Genomic DNA, 18,066 nt, shown 5'->3' with positions numbered 1-18,066 from the left:
CCGAGGAGCTTTGACATGACAGACGCACAACTCTGGCTTGCAGCCATCGAGATCGGTGCTTTCTTCTCGTTGATCGCCCTGGGGATGTACCTCGTGGTGGTCGGCGCGGATTTCTTCAACTTCGCGATGGGTCCGTACGCCATGGCAGCGGCTATGGCGAGCAGTTGGATCGCGGTCAATCACGGGTTGGCGCTGTGGTTGGCCATGCCACTGGGAATTGCTGTTGCAGTGGCGCTTTCGGTGCTGACCGAAAAGCTGGTGGTGAAGCAGGTTCAGAAGCGTTCGGGGCGCGGTGAGCTGCCGGCCTTGGTAGCCGTGACGGCGGTGCTCTTCGGTATTCAGCAGCTTGCGGGAACCGTATTCGGGCGTACGCCGTTGCCGGGGCAGAAGATCTTCGACTTCGATCCGATCACCGTTGGCGGCGCAACGCTCGACAGCGCGACTGTAGTTCTGATCGTGGCGACTGCGCTGGTGTTCATCGGAATCGGACTGTGGCTGAACAGGTCCACCGCCGGCCGGTTGCTGCGCGCCGTGGGCGACAACCCTGAGGCAGCACGGGTACTTGGCTTGCCGGTCGACCGTGTTCGACTGATTGCCTTCACACTCGCGGGCGTCATCGCCGCGATCGCCGGACTGTTGTTCGCTCCCAAAGCCGGCGTGCAGTTCACCAGTGGATTGTCCTGGACGCTCACCGCATTCATCGCTCTGGTCATCGGCGGTACCGGGCGTAGCTGGGCACCGCTGATCGGCGGAATGTTGCTGGGCATCGTCCAGGTATTCGCGCCGTACTACTTCGGTGCCAGCGCCGCACAGACCGCGATCCTCCTGATCGCTCTGGTCTTCTTCGCCTTCCGCCCGGAAGGTCTGCTCTCGAGAAAGGTGCGCGTCTGATGGGTGCGATAACCACACCTCGCGCGATCAGGTCGCGAGCGCGGCTCGGCAACGTGTCGCGAGAAGTCCTGATTACGGTGACAGTTGTTGCCGTACTTCTCCTGTGGATGGGGCCGAGCCTGTACCGGCAGGACCTTATCTTCCTGGCCGCGACGTACTCGCTGATTGCGCTGGGGATGTATGTTCCCTTCGTTCTGGCAGGTTCCCTGTCGATGGCCTACAGCGCCTACGCGGCGATCGGGGCTTACGCGGTTGCCTTGATGTCGGTGAAGACCGGGATGTCGATGTGGTGGGGGTGGCTCATCGGCGCTCTGGTCGCGGCGTGTGTGGCAGTGCTGCTCAGTCTTGCCACGCAGAAGCTTTCCGGGTTCTACCTCGCCGCTGTGACTCTACTGTTCGGAATTGCCTTCGAGCACTGGCTCATCGACGGACCGAGTTTCACCGGCGGTTCGGCGGGAATCTCGGGCGTCGCGGCTCTCACGATGTTCGGCTGGGAACCACCTCGTTATGCGTTGGTCGTTTTCGCGATTCTGTTCGTCTGCGTCATCGCCGTTGCGGTCGATCGACTACGGAAGTCCGTGTGGGGCCTGATGTTGCAAGCTTCGCGGGACAATCGGAACGTCGCCAGGGCATCCGGTGTCAACCCGATGCATCTGACCGTCGTGGCACTGGCTATCGGCGCGGCAATCGCGTCGACCGGGGGATCGCTCTTCACCGTCTCGGTTCAAGCGGTGACGCCGGAAACCTTCACCCTCAGCATCGTCTTCCTTGCCATCTTCATGCCGATCATCGGTGGCCGCGGTTCCGCGTGGGGTGCACCGCTCGGCGCTCTCATCGTGGTGATCGTGACACTCAACATGCCCGGCTATCAGGGCAGTGGTGAACTCTTGCTGGCGGGTGCGGTTCTGGTCATCCTGATCGTCGCGCCTGGCGGCGTGATCGGTTGGTCTCGCGCGTTGATCAACCGTCTGACTGCTACCTACCAGGAGCGTGATTCCCGATGACCGATTCGTTGCTCGAGGTTCGTGGGCTCCACAAGTCCTACGGCGGTGTGCGTGCCGTCGACGACGTGTCGTTCAGTGTCGGTCGCGGTGAGGTGATCGGTCTGGTCGGACCGAACGGCGCCGGCAAGACAACACTCGTCGACTGCATCTTCGGTACCCAACAAGCCGATTCCGGAACGGTCACGCTGGCCGGTAAGTCCCTGAGCGGCCCGTCGGAACGTCGTGCCAGGCAGGGGCTCTCGCGTACGTTCCAGCACCCGCAGTTGGCACTCGAACTCAATGCCGTCGACAACATCATCCCGGGACTCTACGGGCACCGGATCTCGTCGCCGCTGCACTCGCTGTGGTGGGCGATCAAGGGCCCGTTCGAGAACTGGGACAAAGCGTCGGACCAGGCTTCGGCGCTCGCGCGGGAGTATTCGATCAGCGACACCGAAAGCGCGTGCGGGGATCTGAGTCTGGGAGCGCAGCGGTTGGTCGAGGTTGCGCGTGCGATGGCCACCGGTCCGGAAGTGCTGCTCCTGGACGAACCGTTTGCAGGCGCGGATCACGACGGCATCGACGCTATTTCGGGCGCTGTCCGTTCCATTGCCGCGCAGGGCAAGGGTGTTGTTCTCGTCGATCACAACGTCGACCTCATCGCAGAACTTGCGACAACGGTTGTCCTGCTGAACTTCGGCGGCGTCGCGTTTTACGGTCCGCCGCAGGACTGCCTGTCCAGCGACGCGATGCGTGAGGTGTATTTCGGTTCCGACGACGAAGAGGGTGTGAGCAATGCTCGAGGTCGATAAGGTCACTGTCCGTTACGGATCGGCCATCGCGGTACGCGACGTCAGCTTCGTCGCTGCCCCCGGTCAGGTCACCGCGCTGGTCGGACCCAACGGTGCGGGCAAGACTTCTCTGATGGGCGCGATCTACGGTTCCGTACCGGCGTCCGGCCGGATAACCGTCGATGGCCGCAGTGTCGAGAAGATGTCGGCACTCGAACGCGCACGCAGCGGTTTTGCTTATGTTCCGCAGGGACGGCAGTTGTTCATGCGCATGTCGGTCCGCGAAAATCTACGCGTGGGTGCCGATCTTCTAGGTCTGAACGCGGACGCAGCGGATTCGGCTTTTGCGCGCTTTCCCATTCTGAAGGACCGCGCCGAAAGCTTTGCCGGGGTACTCAGTGGTGGTGAGCAGCAGATGCTGGTTCTGGGCCGGGCGTTGCTGGCAAAACCGTCGTTGCTGCTACTCGACGAGATGATGACCGGCCTCGCGCCCAAGATCGTGGCTGAATTACGCACGCTTGTAGGACAACTGGCATCGGAAGGGGTTACGGTGATTGTGGCCGAGCCCGCTTTGTCAGCATTGAAGGCGGTCGTGGACCGTGGGTACGTGATGCAACGCGGCGAGATTGTGCGCGAATGCGATTCCGCCGCTTCGCTGGATGCTGCTTACAAATTGTCGATGGGCGTGCACAGCGCCGAGGGGAGATGAACGACGATCATGCAGGAACCCACAACGTTGGACGTGGCAATCGGCGAGTTTGCCCTCGATCCGGATCGATTTTCCGGCGTCAGTATCAGTGAAATAGTCCGTCACTGGTCGGAGACCATTCCGGACCGCACGGCCTTCATCACCCCGACTTCGCGAATTTCGTGGGCGCAGTACGACGCGGCCGCGGACGCCATTGCGTCGGCACTCGAACTTTCCAGTGAGGGATACGGGCATGTAGCGGTGCTGCTTCCGGACACCATGGTCTTCCACGCCGCGCTGTGTGCCGCGTACCGGACCGGCCGGGTGGCCGTGGGAATCGGGTCGCGATCCGGGCTCCGCGAGATCTCGCATCTGATCGAACGTTCCGACGCCACAGTTCTGGTGACGACGCGATCTTTGCGCGGCGTCGACACCACGGAGTTGATCTCACAACTGCGACAGGCGCATCCCACCCTCGACGTGGTGTTTGCCGACGACACCGGAGCCGTGAGTTTCGAACGGGCCGCCGCGGTGGGAGGTGTTGTCTCTCTTCCCGTGCCGAAGCGGGTTTTCGAGGCCTCGAGCCCGACCTTCTCGACGGCTGCCGTGTCCATGCTGAACTCGACGTCCGGTACGACCGGACTTCCGAAGCTGGTGACTCAGACGGAAGATCGGTGGGTTGCATTCTCCGAGATCGGCGCAGAGGCAGCCGATGTCGGACCGGAAGAAGTCTTCCTCGGGGCGGTTCCGGCTCCCTTCGGTTTCGGCCTGTGGACGTCGCATTTCCTGCCCGCGTTGCTCGGCGCCCCCAACGTGGTCATGGAGCGATTCGACGTCGCGGTGATGATCGATCTCATCGAACGTGAAGGCGTCACCGTGTTGAACTGTGTGAGTACACAATTCAAGATGCTGTTGCGATCCGACGCCGCTGCGAGCGCAAACCTCGATACGTTGCGCGTCATGTTTACCGGGGGAGAGGCGGTTCCGTACTCGGAGGCGCTGGCATTCGAGGAACGAACCGGAGCAGCAGTGCTGCAATTCTACGGTTCCAACGAAACCGGAGCAGTCTCCGTCACCACCGTCGACGACGACTCCGATACCAGGCTGCGTACCTGTGGTCACGTCATCGACCGGATGCAGGTTCGGGTATTCGACGACGCCGCAACAGAAGTGGTCGGATCCATGCGCCGCGGGCAACCGGCGGTCAACGGACCGTTGATGTGTCAGGGCTACTGGGGCGACGTCGACGCCAACAACGAGCTGTACACCGAAGACGGCTGGATGCTGCTCGGCGACATCGTCGAAATCGACGAGGACGGTCGCGTCCGCGTTGTGGGTCGTAAGGCCGACATCATCATTCGCGGTGGCAAGAACATCTCCGCCGTCGAAGTCGAGGAATACGTCCGTGCGCACCCGCTGGTGGATTTGGTTGCCGCGGTCGGCGTCGACGACGCTCTGTTCGGGGAAAAGGTGTGCGCCGTTGTCGTGACCACGGACAGTGAGGCACTGTCCGCGGCAGAGCTCACCGAGTGGATGCGTGAGCAGGGCATCACTCGCGAATACATTCCGGAGTATGTGATGACGCTGGCGGAGTTGCCTATGGCAGCCGGCGGAAAGGTTGCCAAAGGCGCCGTCAAGGAGCTTGTGCGCGAGAAACTGGCTGAGGCGATCTGTTGATCCGGCGGCTTCGACGGTGTCGGGTTAGTCTGATTCGGACCTAGTGCCGAGCTGTCAGGACTCCGATGCCACATCGACTCAGGACACCGATGTCCCATCGACTCAGGACACCGATGTCCCATCGACTCAGGACTCTGCTTCGCAGTCCGAGACCCGGCGCGCTGATTGTGCGCTGGGTCTTCGGCCGTGACGCAGCAAAAGTCACCGACAAGCTGCGCAAACACGCGCCGGGAGGCGTCGACGCCGTTCGGGATCAGTACTATCGCACCGATGATTCCGACGCCCGACTGGACGTGTATTTCCCGGCAGGTACGCAGACCGCGCTCCCCACCGTGGTGTGGACACACGGCGGGGCCTGGATTTCCGGCAACAAGTCCAACAACGCCACGTACTACGAGTTACTTGCCTCTCGCGGTTTCACCGTGGTGTCGCTGGACTACTCCATCGGACCGGAGCATCGGTATCCGACGGCGATCGGTCAGCTCAACGACGCACACGCGTACATCGTCGCGAACGCCGAGAGGTTGCACGTCGATCCGTCGAAGATATTTCTGGCCGGTGATTCGGCAGGTGCTCAGTTGTCGAGCCAATTGGCAACGATCATCACCAATCCGGAGTACGCGGACCTTGTCTGTGTGAAGCCGGCCTTGCATCCGGATCAACTGCGCGGAGTTGTGCTGAACTGCGGAATCTACGATGTTGCGAACATGGTAGGTGGCCCCGGCATCATCGGCTGGGGTGTCGATCGTTCGCTGTGGGCCTATACCGGTGATCGCCTTTTTGTCGATAGCACAGCGGCGCAACAGATGTCGACGCTCCATCACGTCACGGCCGATTTCCCGCCCGCCTACATCAGTGGCGGCAATGCCGACCCGCTGACAGATCGTCAGTCGAAACCTTTGGCCGACAAGCTGACTGGGTTCGGCGTCAAGGTGGACACGTTGTTCTTTCCGGAAGATCACGAGCCGCCGCTCGGACATGAGTACCAGTTCAACCTCGATGGTGCAGACGGTGTGGTGGCGTTCGAGCGCACCGTGGATTTCCTGTCGGCGCGGGTTGATTGATCGTATCCCCTTGTTCTGCTTGAGAATTTGACAATCCCGGCAATCTGGTCGTCGATAATTGACAGGCAATTCCCAGGAACCGCATCTCCGCTAGCCTTGTGCCGATGCTGTTTCCGACGCCCAGGAGTTGCCGTGCCCAAGTCGTCCACACGTCGATCGCCCAGGTGGGCGCTCGGCCTGTTGAGCGCGGTGTTCACGCTGATGATTATCGGCGGATTGGCGACGTACTTCAGCCCATGGCCGGGGACGTTGGCAATGCGGTGGATGGCGGAAGGAAGTGCAGATTCGGTTTCTGCGACGCTGTCGGAGTTGGCTCCGTCCGGCGTCGAGACGCGTACCGATGTGACCTACCGCGACGGCGATCCGGATGCCCTACTCGACGTCTACTTCCCGGATTCGGCGTCGGCAGCGCTGCCAACACTCATCTGGACTCATGGTGGTAGTTGGATCTACGGCGACAAGGAAGATTACTCGGGCTACTACAAGAGTCTTGCCGGCCAAGGGTTCACGGTCATCTCCCTGGACTACTCTCTGGGCCCGGACGCGACGTACCCGACAGTGCTCCATCAACTGAACGACGCCTATCGGTACATCACCGACAATGCGGAGCAGTTGCACGTGGATCCGAACGCACTCTTCCTCGGCGGCGATTCTGCGGGCGGCCAGATCTCGAGCCAGATTGCTGCAATGATCACCGACCCGGTCTACGCCGCCGAAGTCGGAGTCACGCCGAGCCTGTCGCCGCAGCAGGTCCGGGGCGTCGTCCTGGACTGTGGCGTCTTCGATATGTACGAATTCCTCGATCCCGACGGCAGATTCGGGTGGACGGCAGACCGCGAATCCGTTTGGGCCTACACCGGGACCAAGGACTTCGAGAACTCACCGGCGGTCAGGCAGATGTCGACGATAAACATCGTCACATCGGCTTTCCCCCCGACCTTCATCACCGGCGGCAATGCTGACGAACTGACCGCCGGCCAGTCGAAACCTTTCGCTGACAGACTCCTTCGTCTGGGTGTCGACGTCGACGCGCTCTTCTACCCGGATGACTACGAACCGGCGCTCGAACACGAGTACCAGTTCGATCTGGATACTCCCGACGGGCAGATCGCGTTCGATCGCACGGTTGCATTCCTGCGTGCGCATTCGCAGTAGCGTCGAGCCTCTACCGAATTACGTACGGCGAGATCGAGCTTCGATGCTCGCTGATGTCCAAGGCCTTGCCCAATGGAGGGAAAGCGCGCTGGGGGCAGTTCAAGCGTTCGCACACCCGGCAACCCGAACCGATCGGTGTGCCGGGATTGGACTCGTCCAAGTCCAAGCCGTCGCCGTAGACGAGACGGTGGGCATGGCGGATCTCGCAGCCCAACCCGATGGCAAAGATCTTCTGGGGCTGACCGTATCTCGCGGCCCGACGCTCCACTGTGCGTGCCACCCACAGGTACCGTCTGCCGTCAGGCATCTGGGCAATCTGCGGCATGATCTTGCCCGGGTAGGAGAAGGTTTCGTACACATTCCACAGGGGGCACGTGCCGCCGCTGGTGGAGAAGTGAAAACCGGTGGCGGACTGACGCTTCGACATGTTTCCGGCGCGGTCGACGCGGACGAACATGAACGGGACACCGCGCAGTTTCGGTCTCTGCAACGTCGACAGTCGGTGGCAGATCGTTTCGTAGCTGGCAGAGTAGAACGCTGACATACGTTCGATGTCGTACCGGAAATCTTCGGCCACATCGTGAAACTGTCCGTAAGGGAGGACGGTAGCCGCGGCGAAGTAGTTGGCCAGCCCGAGGCGAGCCAGCGACACCGATTCCTCGCTGGTGAAGTTGCCTTCGGCGACGAGGGAGTCGAGTAGGTCGTTGTGTTCGAGGTAAGCGAGCTCGGTGGCGAACTTGAATACCTGCTGACCACCGGACAGGTGCGACGAGATCTCGAGGACCCGGTTCACGGGGTCGTACCGATGCAGAATGTTCTCGCCGAGGTCGATTCGGCGAACGATCTGCACGTCGTGAATCGTTTCCAGACGGCGGGCGATTTCGCCCGCGATGTCGCCACGGTGGAAACGCAGGCGTGACGTCAGTTCTTCCGCGGCAGTATCAAGATCGTGGATGTAGTTCTGCCGTTGGTAGAAGTAGTCGCGGACTTCCTCGTGGGGCATCGTGATGGAACCACTGCCGCTGCCGTCCGAAAAGCGATCCTCGGTGGCCGCGGCCAGCTGCGCCGTGGTGTTGCGGAAGCGGCGGTGCATGTTGACCATGGCCTTCGCCAACCCCGGATGGCTCGACACCATCTCGGCGATCTCGTGCGCGTCGGCGTCGATCCCCATTTCCTGATCGAGAGCCACCTCGCGCATCTCGGCGATCAGTCGAGTGTCGTCCTGCGACGAGAAGAAGGTGGTGTCGACACCGAACACCTCGCTGATCCGCAGCAGGACCGGCACCGTCAGCGGGCGGACGTCGTGCTCGATCTGGTTGAGGTAACTTGCCGATATTTCGAGCGTCTTTGCCAACGACGCCTGGCTCAGCCCACGCTCGGTACGCAGTTGGCGGAGCCGGACACCGACGAAGGTTTTCGACATTCAGCCAGGATACGAGGGGTGTAGGAAGTTCGCAAACTTGTGTTTGCAGACTTAACCTAGGCTTTGTTCTCGGCACGCGGAGCACCCATGCCGGGATCGATCTGGAACGGACCGTTCGCAGACGGGGCAAGTGGGAAGTCGAAGATCGCGGTCGGGAGATACACCGTCGAGCAGGAGTTCGGAATATCGACGACGCCGGAGAGCCGGCCTTCGATCGGCGCGGCGCCGAGTATCAGATATGCCTGCTCCGGTGCGTAGCCGAACTTCGTGAGGTATTCGATCGCGTGCAGGCAGGCGCGCTGGTAAGACAGATGGGAGTCGAGATACTTCTGCTCACCGTCCAGCGTCACGGATGTGCCCGAGAATGCCAGCCACTCGGAGTACTGCGGATCTGTGTTGCCCGGCATGAAGATCGCATTCTCGGATACCCCGTAGGTGTCCATGCCGCCTTTGATGATGTCGACGCGCAGATCGATGAAGCCGCCCATCTCGATGGCGCCGCAGAAGGTGATCTCACCGTCGCCTTGGGAGAAGTGCAGGTCGCCGACGGACAGGTTCGCTCCGTCGACAAATACGGGGTAGAAGATTCGGCTGCCCTTGGTCAGGTTCTTGATGTCCTGGTTGCCGCCGTTCTCGCGCGGGGGAGCTGTGCGGGCAGCCTCGCCGGCAACACGCGTGTAGTCGTCGCCGGTGAGGGTGCCGAGTACGGCGTCACGGGGCTCGGGTGGAAGTGCCAGCGGGGGAACGCGATTGGGATCGGTGGCAATCAATGCACCTTCGCGGGCATTCCACTTGGCGAGCAAGGCCGCTGACGGCGCAGTGCCCATGAGTCCCGGGTGCACGATGCCGGTGAACGACACGTGTGGGATATGGCGCGACGTAGCGGTCTGTCCCGAGAAATCCCATACCGCTTTGTATGCGTCGGGGAACTGCTCGGTGAGGAATCCGCCGCCGTTGTTACGTGGGAAGATGCCGGTGTACCCCCAGCCCTGGCCGGCCAACGGTCCCGAATCTTCTTGGGGGATAGGGCCGATGTCGAGAATGTCGACGATCAGGAGGTCGCCGGGCTTTGCCCCTTCGACGGCAAACGGGCCGGAAAGCGTGTGCACGGTGGTGAGGGGCGCATTGAGGATGTCGTCCGCGGAGTTGTCGTTGTGAATGGCACCGTCGAACCACTCGCGGCAGTGAACACGGAACGCATCGCCCGGCTTCACCGTTACTGCGGCCGGAATATCAGGGTGCCAGCGGTTATGGCCGACGATGGCCTGCTCGGTGAACTTCTTGGTGGAATCGAGGGGGAACAGCAACTCCGGCATGTGAACTCCTCATCATCGAAGGTGATACTCAGGGGCGAGGTAGCTTGCGGTGCAACGGATTAGACGTAGTCGGGGTGACGGTGCGGCGAGTGCCCGGTAGTGAGCCGTTGACCACTGCCGGCTCATGGGCGGATCGCGCAGTGGCGTCGAGTAGTCCCATCGCGGCAGAGGATGCGTGACTCAATCTCGGTGTGGACATCACGCGTCGGGAATCGGCGGAGCATTGTGGGCACACAATCGACGAGGGGACCTCGGCCATCGCAAACGACCGTTCGAGCGGTCCGCAGCCGGTGCAGCGAAACTCGTACAGGGGCATGGCCGTCACGCTAGTGGAGGTTGGCGTCGGCGGCAGCGGAACGGCGAGCCCAGGTGCACACAAGTGTGCGAAATCAGGCCGAAGCGCACGTTTCGAGGCAACTTGTGTGCAATAAATCCCGCCTGCGCACGGGAATCTGCGAATTCCACCCAGACGGGCGTGATTGCGGTCACTTCGAGTCACAAAATGTTGCTGGGAGTGATGCTGGAGTTGCCCGTCGGCGGCGCACCGACGTCGTCGCAGAGGGTTGCGTGCATTTCGTTCACAGCCTGCAGTTTCTTGCTACCGGCCAGTAGGAAACCTGCCCGATTGGCGAGGTTTGAACCCCTCTCGATCTTCACAGTCTTAGCAAAGTGTGTTGAAAAGCTAGCGAAGATTGGCATTAGCAACAGGTAGACGGCACTTTTTCGATGTGTCATTCTCGATGAGTACACAAAAAGGGCCTGGCAAGGATGTGAAGCAGTACGCACGTACCGCTCACAACGGGCCGGACCAGTAGATCTAAGAGATGGAGTCTTGATGTCGACCACCGGCACCCCGAAGACCGCAGCAGAGCTTCAGCAGGATTGGGACACCAACCCTCGCTGGAAGGGCGTAACTCGTAACTACACGGCCGATCAGGTCGTCAAGCTCCAGGGCACCGTCGTCGAGGAGCAGACCCTCGCTCGCCGCGGATCCGAGATCCTCTGGGATCTCGTGAACAACGAGGACTACATCAACTCCCTCGGTGCACTTACCGGCAACATGGCTGTGCAGCAGGTTCGCGCCGGCCTCAAGGCCATCTACCTCTCCGGCTGGCAGGTTGCCGGCGACGCTAACCTCTCGGGCCACACGTACCCGGACCAGAGCCTCTACCCGGCCAACTCGGTTCCGACCGTCGTTCGTCGCATCAACAACGCACTGCTGCGCGCCGACGAGATCGCCAAGACCGAGGGTGACACCTCCGTCAGCAACTGGCTCGCTCCGATCGTTGCCGACGCCGAAGCCGGCTTCGGTGGCGCTCTCAACGCTTACGAGCTGCAGAAGGCCATGATCGGCGCCGGCGCAGCAGGCGTTCACTGGGAGGATCAGCTCGCTTCGGAGAAGAAGTGCGGCCACCTCGGCGGCAAGGTGCTCATCCCCACGCAGCAGCACATCCGCACCCTGACCTCGGCTCGTCTGGCTTCCGATGTCGCGGACGTTCCGTCCGTCATCATCGCCCGCACCGACGCTGAGGCCGCAACCCTCATCACCTCCGACGTGGACGAGCGCGACCGCCCGTTCCTCGACGGAACCCGTACGGCTGAAGGCTTCTACGGCGTCAAGAACGGCATCGAGCCCTGCATCGCTCGCGCCAAGGCTTACGCACCGTACGCAGACCTCATCTGGATGGAGACCGGCGTGCCGGACCTCGAGGTTGCAAAGAAGTTCGCCGAGTCCGTTCGCAGCGAATTCCCGGACCAGCTCCTGGCCTACAACTGCTCCCCGTCCTTCAACTGGAAGGCACACCTGGACGACGCGACCATCGCGAAGTTCCAGAAGGAGCTCGGCGCGATGGGCTTCAAGTTCCAGTTCATCACGCTCGCAGGCTTCCACTCGCTCAACTACGGCATGTTCGACCTGGCCTACGGCTACGCCCGTGAAGGTATGACGGCATTCGTCGACCTGCAGGAGCGCGAGTTCAAGGCAGCCGAAGAGCGTGGCTTCACCGCCATCAAGCACCAGCGTGAGGTTGGCGCCGGCTACTTCGACACCATCGCCACCACGGTTGACCCCAACACCTCGACGGCAGCTCTCAAGGGCTCCACCGAAGAGGGACAGTTCCACTAAGAACTGACATCGGGTGGGGGAGAGGCTCGGCTTCGGGTCTCTCCCCTGCTTGTATCACCGCACTACTTCTCTTCCGTCTTCAAAGCAGTTCCGATTGCGCCGGCCATCAGCGTCGACGCGGTTCGAAGTGCTTCCACAGCTACACCTCCACCAGACAAACTCCACGAGACAAACAAGGAGCTGACGTGACCAGCGAAAAAATTCAGCGCGTCGGCGTTATCGGCGCCGGAATCATGGGTGCCGGAATCGCCGAGGTGTGCGCCCGCGCACATGTCGATGTTCTGGTCTTCGAGCAGACTCGCGAGCTTGCAGCAGCCGGGCGTTCACGCATCCTGCGTTCGCTCGACCGCGGCGTGAGCAGCGGAAAGATCACAGAACGTGAGCGTGAGCAGGCCGCATGGCGTCTGCGTTTCACCTCCGATCTGGGAGATTTCGCGGACCGCCAGCTCGTTGTGGAGGCCGTCGTCGAAGACGAGAAGATCAAGAGCGAAATCTTTGCCGAGCTCGACGCGGTCGTGACGGATCCGGATGCGGTTCTCGCGTCCAACACGTCGTCGATCCCGATCATGAAGCTGGGGATCTCGACCAAGCGTCCCGAGCGAGTCATCGGTATGCACTTCTTCAACCCGGTGCCGGTTCTGCCGCTCGTCGAACTGGTGACGACGCTCAAGACCAGCTCCACGGTGTCGCAGCGCGCCGAGGCTTTTGCCAGTGACGTCCTTGGCAAGCAGGTTGTCCGCAGTGCCGACCGCTCCGGCTTTGTCGTCAACGCACTCCTGGTGCCGTACCTGCTCTCGGCCATCCGCATGGTCGAGTCGGGCTTCGCCACCAAGGAAGACATCGACAAGGCAACGGTTCTCGGCCTCGCGCACCCCATGGGTCCGCTGGCTCTGACGGACCTGGTCGGACTCGACACCGTCAAGTCCATCGCCGACTCCATGTACGAAGAGTTCAAGGAGCCGCTGTACTCCGCCCCGCCGCTGCTCCTCCGTATGGTCGAGGCCGGTCTGACGGGTAAGAAGTCCGGCGCAGGGTTCTACGAGTACACCGACAACGGTCGTTCCGCCAAGCAGGCAAGCTAAGGCCAATGGCCCTGTGCGCCTTTCTGGTAGTTCCGGCTACCACAAAGGCGCACAGGGCGCTTGCGCCCCTCGGTTAGAAAGGTCGACCGCATGTCCAGCAGCACTGCAGCATTCGGCTCCAGCGTCCTGGGGTACCCGCGCATCGGGCCGCGGCGGGAGCTCAAGCGTGCCCTCGAGTCCTACTGGCACGGCAATTCCGACAAGGACGCACTTCTCGCGGTTGCCAAGGAACTTCAGGAATCGACCTGGAGCGAATTGGCTGCAACGGGATTGAGTCAGGTTCCCGGCAATACCTTCTCGTTCTACGATCACGTTCTCGACAACGCCTTGCTGTTCGGCGCAGTGCCCGAGCGGTTCAAGCCGCTCGAAAGCGCTTTGGACCCACTCGATTTCTACTTCACGATGGCGCGTGGACGTCCAGACTTCCCGCCCCTCGAGTTGGTCCGGTTCTTCGGCACCAACTACTACTACCGTCAGCCCGAGATCGACGCCGCCACCGAGTTCTCACTCCACTCGGAGGCGTTGCTCGACGAATTCGAGCGCGCCAAGGAACGAGGCATCGAACTGCGTCCCGTGATCATGGGACCGGTGTCGTTGCTTCTGCTCTCCAAGGTGGGGCCGGCAACCGAAGCGGTCGACGCCGATTTCACGCCGCTCGATCGACTCGACGATCTACTTCCCGTGTACGAGAAGCTGTTCGAGCAGTTGGCCAAGGCCGGTGCAACATGCGTTCAGCTGGACGAGCCTTCGGTGACGGAGGATCGCTCGGCAGAAGAGCTCGATGCGCTCAAGCGGGCGTACGAGAAGCTGTCCACCGCGCCGCTGCGTCCGCGTCTGCTGGTCACAGGACCGTACGGCAAGTTCGGCGAGGCTCTGAACATCCTGGCTGCCACCAAGATCGAGGCATTCGGACTGGACCTCGTGCACGGCCGGATCACGGCCGAAGAACTGGCTGCGGTTCCCCACATCAAGCGCAAGCGGATCTACGCCGGTGTGGTCGACGGCCGAAACGTCTGGCGAGTCGATCGTTTCAACACCTTGACTTACCTCAACGAGCTCAAGGACGTTGTCCCGGATCTTGTTGTCTCCACGTCGTCTTCGCTGCTGCACGTGCCGTACGACGTGCTCTCCGAGTACGACATCCCGGGAGACGTCGCGGATCGTCTGGCCTTTGCCAAGCAGAAGGTCGGCGAGGTCGTGACACTTGCGAAGGCCCTCACCGAAGGTCCGTCGGACAAGTGGCGCAAGCGTCCGACAAAGGTGCACTTCAAGCTCAAGCACGCCGTGCGAGCTCGGGTCAACGCGGTCAAGCCCGAAGATCGTATCCGCGCTCCGTACGAAGAGCGTCGTAAGGCTCAGCAGGAACGGTTGAACCTGCCCTTGGTGCCGGCTCAGACATTGGGCTCGTTCCCGCAGACCAACGAAATCCGCCAGGCACGTTACGAACTCGGCGAGGGTCGGTTGGAGTGGGAAGACTACTACAAGCGCATCCAGGAAGAGATCGAACGCACCATCCGCCTGCAAGAGGACATCGGACTCGACGTCCTCGTGCACGGCGAGCACGAGCGCAACGACATGGTCCAGTACTTTGCCGAACTGCTCGAAGGGTATGCCTTCACGCACAACGGTTGGGTGCAGGCCTACGGATCTCGTTGCACGCGTCCGCCGATTCTCTACGGAGACATCGCGCGTCCGAAGCCGATGACGGTCGAATGGATTGCGTACGCGCAGTCGCTGACCGACAAGCCGGTCAAGGGCATGCTCACCGGACCGGTCACCATGATCGCCCGTTCTTTCGTCCGTCAGGATCAGCCGCTCTACGAAACGGCAGAGCAACTGGCCCTTGTCATTCGGGACGAAATTGCAGATCTCGAAGCGGCCGGCATCGCCATCATCCAGGTGGACGAGCCTGCAATTCGTGAACTGCTGCCGCTACGTGAGGACGGCCGGGAGGCCTACCTGGAGTGGGCCGTCGACGCGTTCCGTCTGGCAACAGGTGGAGCGAAGCCGGAAACACAGATCCACACGCATCTGACGTACTCCGCTCGGTCGTCGGTGGTCGACGCCATCGAACGGTTGGACGCCGATGTGACGGCTATCGTCGCGACCCGCTCCATCACGTGGGTGCTCGACGCACTGAAGGAAGGCGCGCTCACACACGGCGTCGGACCCGGTGTGTACGAGTCCCGTTCGGCGAGGATCCCGGATATCGACGAACTCGACGAATTGCTCACGGAGGCAAGCGAATCGATTTCTCTCGATCGTTTGTGGGCAAACCCGGACGGTGGGCTCAAGACCCGCCATCCGTGGCAGCTCGAGCCGTCACTGCGCAACTTGGTTGCGGCGGCGAGACGACTGCGTCGCCGGGCCGAGAACGCTCAGGATACCGACAACTAGACAAATCGGTACAAGAAGGGACCTGCAATTTGCAGGTCCCTTCTTGCGCGAGTAGGCATGTACCCATGGTTACTGCTGCTGCTTACGCCGCTATGTCCGCTGACGGTCCTCTGGAGAAGACCACCATCGAACGACGCGAGCTCGGTCCACTGGACATTCTCATCGACATCAAGTTTGCCGGAATCTGCCACTCCGACATCCACTCCGCCCGAAATGAGTGGGGCGGAACAAAATACCCGGTTGTCCCGGGCCACGAAATCGCGGGTGTAGTTGCCGCGATCGGCTCCGAGGTGACGACGCACAAGGTCGGCGACCGCGTGGGTGTCGGTTGTTTTGTCGACTCCTGCGGGGAATGCGACATGTGCGTCGCCGGTGAGGAGCAGTACTGCCGCACCGGAGTGACCGGCACTTACAACGCCAAGGGTCGCGACGGCGAGCGCACCCAAGGTGGGTATGCGACGTCCATCGTCGTCAACGAACACTTTGTTCTTTCGATCCCCGACGGCATCGAACTCGATGTCGCGGCGCCACTTCTGTGTGCAGGTATCACGTTGTACTCGCCGCTACGGCACTGGAAAACCGGACCGGGCACGAAGGTTGCGATCATCGGCTTCGGTGGTCTCGGCCATGTCGGTGTGAAGATCGCCAAAGCGATGGGGGCCGAGGTCACCGTCCTGAGTCAATCACTGAGCAAGCAGGACGACGGTCTGCGTTTCGGTGCGGATCACTACTACGCCACCAAGGACCCCGGAACGTTCAAGGCATTGCGTGGACAGTTCGACCTGATTCTCAACACCGTGTCGGTCAACCTCGACATCGACGCGTACATGTCGTTGCTCGCACTCAATGGAACCTTGGTCGAATTGGGATTGCCGGAGAAGCCGATCGAGGTGCGCGCATTCTCGCTTGCCGCGAACCGTCGTAGCCTGGCCGGCAGCATGGTCGGCGGCATTCCGCAGACGCAGGAGATGCTGAACTTCTGCGCCGAACACGGAATCGGAGCCGAGATCGAACTCATTCCGGCAAGCGAGATCAACGTCGCTTACGATCGCGTGGTCGCAAGCGACGTCCGTTACAGATTTGTCATCGACACGGCCACAATCTGATCGCGGTCGCTACTGCGGGTTAGTCGAGTTGCTCGCGAAGGCTACTGAGAGTCTTCGCGAGCAACCGCGACACATGCATCTGCGATACCCCGACCTTCTCGGCGATCTGCGTCTGCGTGAGATTGCCGAAGAACCGCAGCATCAACACGGTCCTTTCCCGGTCAGGTAGCTTCTCGAGCAGTGGCCGCAGAGCTTCGTGATTTTCGACATTTTCGAGAGCTGCGTCGTAATCGCCGAGAGTTTCCACCAGGGGAAGATCGTCGGTGTGGTTGGACGCAGCGCCGTCGACCGACACTGTTTGATAAGCGTTTCCGGCGATGAGCGCTTGGGCTACTTCTTCGCGTTCGACACCCAGCGTCGCCGCAAGTTCGTCGACGGTCGGAGCGTGCCCCAACTGCTGTGACAGCTCGCTGATCGCCTGGCCGAGTTGGAAGTGCAATTCCTTCATGCGGCGAGGAACGCGGACCGCCCAGCCGGTGTCCCGGAAGTGTCGACGGACTTCTCCCATGACAGTGGGGACGGCAAACGATACGAAGTCCGATCCACGGCTGACATCGAACCGGTCGACCGCGTTGACCAGACCCAGCCGTGCGACCTGAACAAGGTCGTCATGTGCCTCGCCGCGGCCGTCGAAGCGCCGGGCAATGTGCTCGGCCAGCGGCAGGCAGCGCGTGATGAGCGCGGCCCGCACTCGCTCGTACTCAACTCCGTGACGATCGAGGGTGTCCAACTTCTCGAAAACGGCTATGACGTCTCGATACTCGTCTGTCGACCGACGACGCGGCCGCGGTGGGCCATGCTCGGGCGATGCCCCGCGAGCGGACGATGTCACTGGCGCCTGCCGTCGGCTTTGGTGAACTTCATAGTCGTGATGTACCCGGCGCCATTCGGATCTTCTTCTTGATCAAGGGAAATCGAGTCGGTGAGGGCGGTGAGGACGTGCCACCCGAAGGATCGCTGGTCGGCACCGTCGGACTCAGCTGTCGTGGTCGCGACCGAAATATGTAATTGGGACGCCGCGTAGACAAATCGGCACACCAGTACAGAATCGGGGAGAGCTCGGACGATGAGATGCGTACAGATCTCATCCATGGCCAGCCTGATGTCGGCGATGGCGTCGAGGTCGAAGCTCTCCTGAATCGCGACGGTCGCAGCGAGCGCCCGCAATATCGACAGTTGGTCAAGGGTTGCCCGGATTCTCAACTCGACGACGGGTTGAGTGCGATCCTGATCGGGTTCGATTGCGCTGAGATGTGGCATGAGTTCTCCGGATCGTCGTACCAGGTGCCGGCCCCGGACGCTGGTGCGGTGAACCATACCGACCGATACGATCACAGACACCCCTATACAGAAAATATCTACGCCGGT

Annotated in this window: 16 protein-coding genes; 11 read left to right on the top strand and 5 right to left on the bottom strand. The window is 61.5% G+C overall.

Translation table 11 applies throughout. The features are described 5' to 3' along the window. The first annotated feature begins 15 nt into the window (after nucleotides 1–15). The 7 genes from KYT97_RS10805 (at nucleotide 16) to KYT97_RS10775 (ending at nucleotide 7,249) form a co-directional block, all read left to right on the top strand. Nucleotides 16–891: a branched-chain amino acid ABC transporter permease gene (locus tag KYT97_RS10805; protein WP_033235550.1), complete on the top strand. Its 876-nt coding sequence runs from the start codon at nucleotides 16–18 to the stop codon at nucleotides 889–891. Then, nucleotides 891–1,895: a branched-chain amino acid ABC transporter permease gene (locus tag KYT97_RS10800; protein ID WP_033235549.1), complete on the top strand. Its 1,005-nt coding sequence runs from the start codon at nucleotides 891–893 to the stop codon at nucleotides 1,893–1,895. Before KYT97_RS10805 ends, KYT97_RS10800 begins: the two co-directional genes overlap by 1 nt. Continuing rightward, nucleotides 1,892–2,686, top strand: a complete 795-nt coding sequence (locus KYT97_RS10795; RefSeq protein WP_045063942.1) for an ABC transporter ATP-binding protein — start codon at nucleotides 1,892–1,894, stop codon at nucleotides 2,684–2,686. The genes KYT97_RS10800 and KYT97_RS10795 overlap by 4 nt, the downstream gene beginning before the upstream one ends. After that, entirely contained in the window at nucleotides 2,670–3,374 is a 705-nt protein-coding gene (locus KYT97_RS10790) for an ABC transporter ATP-binding protein (RefSeq protein ID WP_045063940.1), read from the top strand. Before KYT97_RS10795 ends, KYT97_RS10790 begins: the two co-directional genes overlap by 17 nt. A 9-nt stretch (nucleotides 3,375–3,383) precedes the next feature. Beyond that, nucleotides 3,384–5,030, top strand: coding sequence for a class I adenylate-forming enzyme family protein (locus KYT97_RS10785; RefSeq protein WP_141484845.1), 1,647 nt, complete (start codon nucleotides 3,384–3,386; stop codon nucleotides 5,028–5,030). A gap of 113 nt (nucleotides 5,031–5,143) precedes the next feature. Beyond that, nucleotides 5,144–6,094 (top strand): alpha/beta hydrolase, encoded by a 951-nt coding sequence (locus tag KYT97_RS10780; protein WP_242484602.1) that lies wholly within the window; start codon nucleotides 5,144–5,146, stop codon nucleotides 6,092–6,094. 132 nt (nucleotides 6,095–6,226) lie between these two features. Beyond that, the gene (locus tag KYT97_RS10775) at nucleotides 6,227–7,249 is read left to right on the top strand and encodes an alpha/beta hydrolase (protein WP_245006068.1); all 1,023 of its coding nucleotides are present in this window, start codon (nucleotides 6,227–6,229) and stop codon (nucleotides 7,247–7,249) included. Between the two features lie 10 nt (nucleotides 7,250–7,259). Here the strand turns inward: KYT97_RS10775 and ramB are convergent, their stop codons facing one another. Genes ramB through KYT97_RS10760 form a run of 3 tightly spaced genes read right to left on the bottom strand, consistent with a single transcriptional unit; the run spans nucleotide 7,260 to nucleotide 10,304 of the window. Then, nucleotides 7,260–8,672 (bottom strand): acetate metabolism transcriptional regulator RamB, encoded by a 1,413-nt coding sequence (gene ramB, locus KYT97_RS10770; protein ID WP_033235543.1) that lies wholly within the window; start codon nucleotides 8,670–8,672, stop codon nucleotides 7,260–7,262. 56 nt (nucleotides 8,673–8,728) lie between these two features. Next, nucleotides 8,729–9,988 carry a formamidase gene (gene fmdA, locus KYT97_RS10765; protein WP_219112224.1) on the bottom strand — a complete coding sequence of 420 codons (1,260 nt, stop codon included), beginning with the start codon at nucleotides 9,986–9,988 and terminating at the stop codon, nucleotides 8,729–8,731. A gap of 28 nt (nucleotides 9,989–10,016) precedes the next feature. After that, nucleotides 10,017–10,304 carry an FmdB family zinc ribbon protein gene (locus KYT97_RS10760; protein ID WP_072782287.1) on the bottom strand — a complete coding sequence of 96 codons (288 nt, stop codon included), beginning with the start codon at nucleotides 10,302–10,304 and terminating at the stop codon, nucleotides 10,017–10,019. A gap of 519 nt (nucleotides 10,305–10,823) precedes the next feature. Between KYT97_RS10760 and aceA the strand changes: the two genes are divergently transcribed. From aceA to KYT97_RS10740, 4 genes are all read left to right on the top strand, one after another. Beyond that, nucleotides 10,824–12,113 carry an isocitrate lyase gene (gene aceA, locus KYT97_RS10755; RefSeq protein WP_003941533.1) on the top strand — a complete coding sequence of 430 codons (1,290 nt, stop codon included), beginning with the start codon at nucleotides 10,824–10,826 and terminating at the stop codon, nucleotides 12,111–12,113. A gap of 185 nt (nucleotides 12,114–12,298) precedes the next feature. Beyond that, on the top strand, nucleotides 12,299–13,195 hold the full coding sequence (locus tag KYT97_RS10750) for a 3-hydroxybutyryl-CoA dehydrogenase (protein WP_033235540.1): 897 nt from the start codon (nucleotides 12,299–12,301) through the stop codon (nucleotides 13,193–13,195). Nucleotides 13,196–13,285: 90 nt separating this feature from the next. Beyond that, nucleotides 13,286–15,592 carry a 5-methyltetrahydropteroyltriglutamate--homocysteine S-methyltransferase gene (gene metE, locus KYT97_RS10745; protein WP_033235539.1) on the top strand — a complete coding sequence of 769 codons (2,307 nt, stop codon included), beginning with the start codon at nucleotides 13,286–13,288 and terminating at the stop codon, nucleotides 15,590–15,592. A 65-nt stretch (nucleotides 15,593–15,657) separates the two neighbouring features. After that, nucleotides 15,658–16,698, top strand: a complete 1,041-nt coding sequence (locus KYT97_RS10740) for an NAD(P)-dependent alcohol dehydrogenase (RefSeq protein WP_033235538.1) — start codon at nucleotides 15,658–15,660, stop codon at nucleotides 16,696–16,698. A gap of 19 nt (nucleotides 16,699–16,717) precedes the next feature. Here the strand turns inward: KYT97_RS10740 and KYT97_RS10735 are convergent, their stop codons facing one another. Together KYT97_RS10735 and KYT97_RS10730 are read right to left on the bottom strand one after the other, a co-directional pair. After that, nucleotides 16,718–17,530 carry a SigB/SigF/SigG family RNA polymerase sigma factor gene (locus KYT97_RS10735; RefSeq protein ID WP_033235537.1) on the bottom strand — a complete coding sequence of 271 codons (813 nt, stop codon included), beginning with the start codon at nucleotides 17,528–17,530 and terminating at the stop codon, nucleotides 16,718–16,720. Next, the gene (locus KYT97_RS10730; protein WP_033235536.1) at nucleotides 17,527–17,958 is read right to left on the bottom strand and encodes an ATP-binding protein; all 432 of its coding nucleotides are present in this window, start codon (nucleotides 17,956–17,958) and stop codon (nucleotides 17,527–17,529) included. Before KYT97_RS10730 ends, KYT97_RS10735 begins: the two co-directional genes overlap by 4 nt. Nucleotides 17,959–18,066: the final 108 nt, after the last annotated feature.

The organism is Rhodococcus globerulus, from assembly GCF_019334125.1.
Lineage (GTDB): Bacteria > Actinomycetota > Actinomycetes > Mycobacteriales > Mycobacteriaceae > Rhodococcus_F > Rhodococcus_F globerula.
Note: the sequence above shows the minus strand (reverse complement) of the source record. Positions and strands in the feature narration are given on the sequence as shown.

What these genes read in the sequence shown, in the direction of transcription:
- KYT97_RS10790 (WP_045063940.1), top strand. Translation starts at nt 2,670, where the DNA reads ATGCTCGAGGTCGATAAGGTCACTGTCCGTTACGGATCGGCCATCGCG.
- KYT97_RS10805 (WP_033235550.1), top strand. Translation starts at nt 16, where the DNA reads ATGACAGACGCACAACTCTGGCTTGCAGCCATCGAGATCGGTGCTTTC.
- KYT97_RS10780 (WP_242484602.1), top strand. Translation starts at nt 5,144, where the DNA reads ATGTCCCATCGACTCAGGACTCTGCTTCGCAGTCCGAGACCCGGCGCG.
- KYT97_RS10730 (WP_033235536.1), bottom strand. Translation starts at nt 17,958, where the DNA reads ATGCCACATCTCAGCGCAATCGAACCCGATCAGGATCGCACTCAACCC.
- fmdA (WP_219112224.1), bottom strand. Translation starts at nt 9,988, where the DNA reads ATGCCGGAGTTGCTGTTCCCCCTCGATTCCACCAAGAAGTTCACCGAG.
- aceA (WP_003941533.1), top strand. Translation starts at nt 10,824, where the DNA reads ATGTCGACCACCGGCACCCCGAAGACCGCAGCAGAGCTTCAGCAGGAT.
- metE (WP_033235539.1), top strand. Translation starts at nt 13,286, where the DNA reads ATGTCCAGCAGCACTGCAGCATTCGGCTCCAGCGTCCTGGGGTACCCG.
- KYT97_RS10795 (WP_045063942.1), top strand. Translation starts at nt 1,892, where the DNA reads ATGACCGATTCGTTGCTCGAGGTTCGTGGGCTCCACAAGTCCTACGGC.
- KYT97_RS10800 (WP_033235549.1), top strand. Translation starts at nt 891, where the DNA reads ATGGGTGCGATAACCACACCTCGCGCGATCAGGTCGCGAGCGCGGCTC.
- KYT97_RS10785 (WP_141484845.1), top strand. Translation starts at nt 3,384, where the DNA reads ATGCAGGAACCCACAACGTTGGACGTGGCAATCGGCGAGTTTGCCCTC.
- ramB (WP_033235543.1), bottom strand. Translation starts at nt 8,672, where the DNA reads ATGTCGAAAACCTTCGTCGGTGTCCGGCTCCGCCAACTGCGTACCGAG.
- KYT97_RS10760 (WP_072782287.1), bottom strand. Translation starts at nt 10,304, where the DNA reads ATGCCCCTGTACGAGTTTCGCTGCACCGGCTGCGGACCGCTCGAACGG.
- KYT97_RS10740 (WP_033235538.1), top strand. Translation starts at nt 15,658, where the DNA reads ATGGTTACTGCTGCTGCTTACGCCGCTATGTCCGCTGACGGTCCTCTG.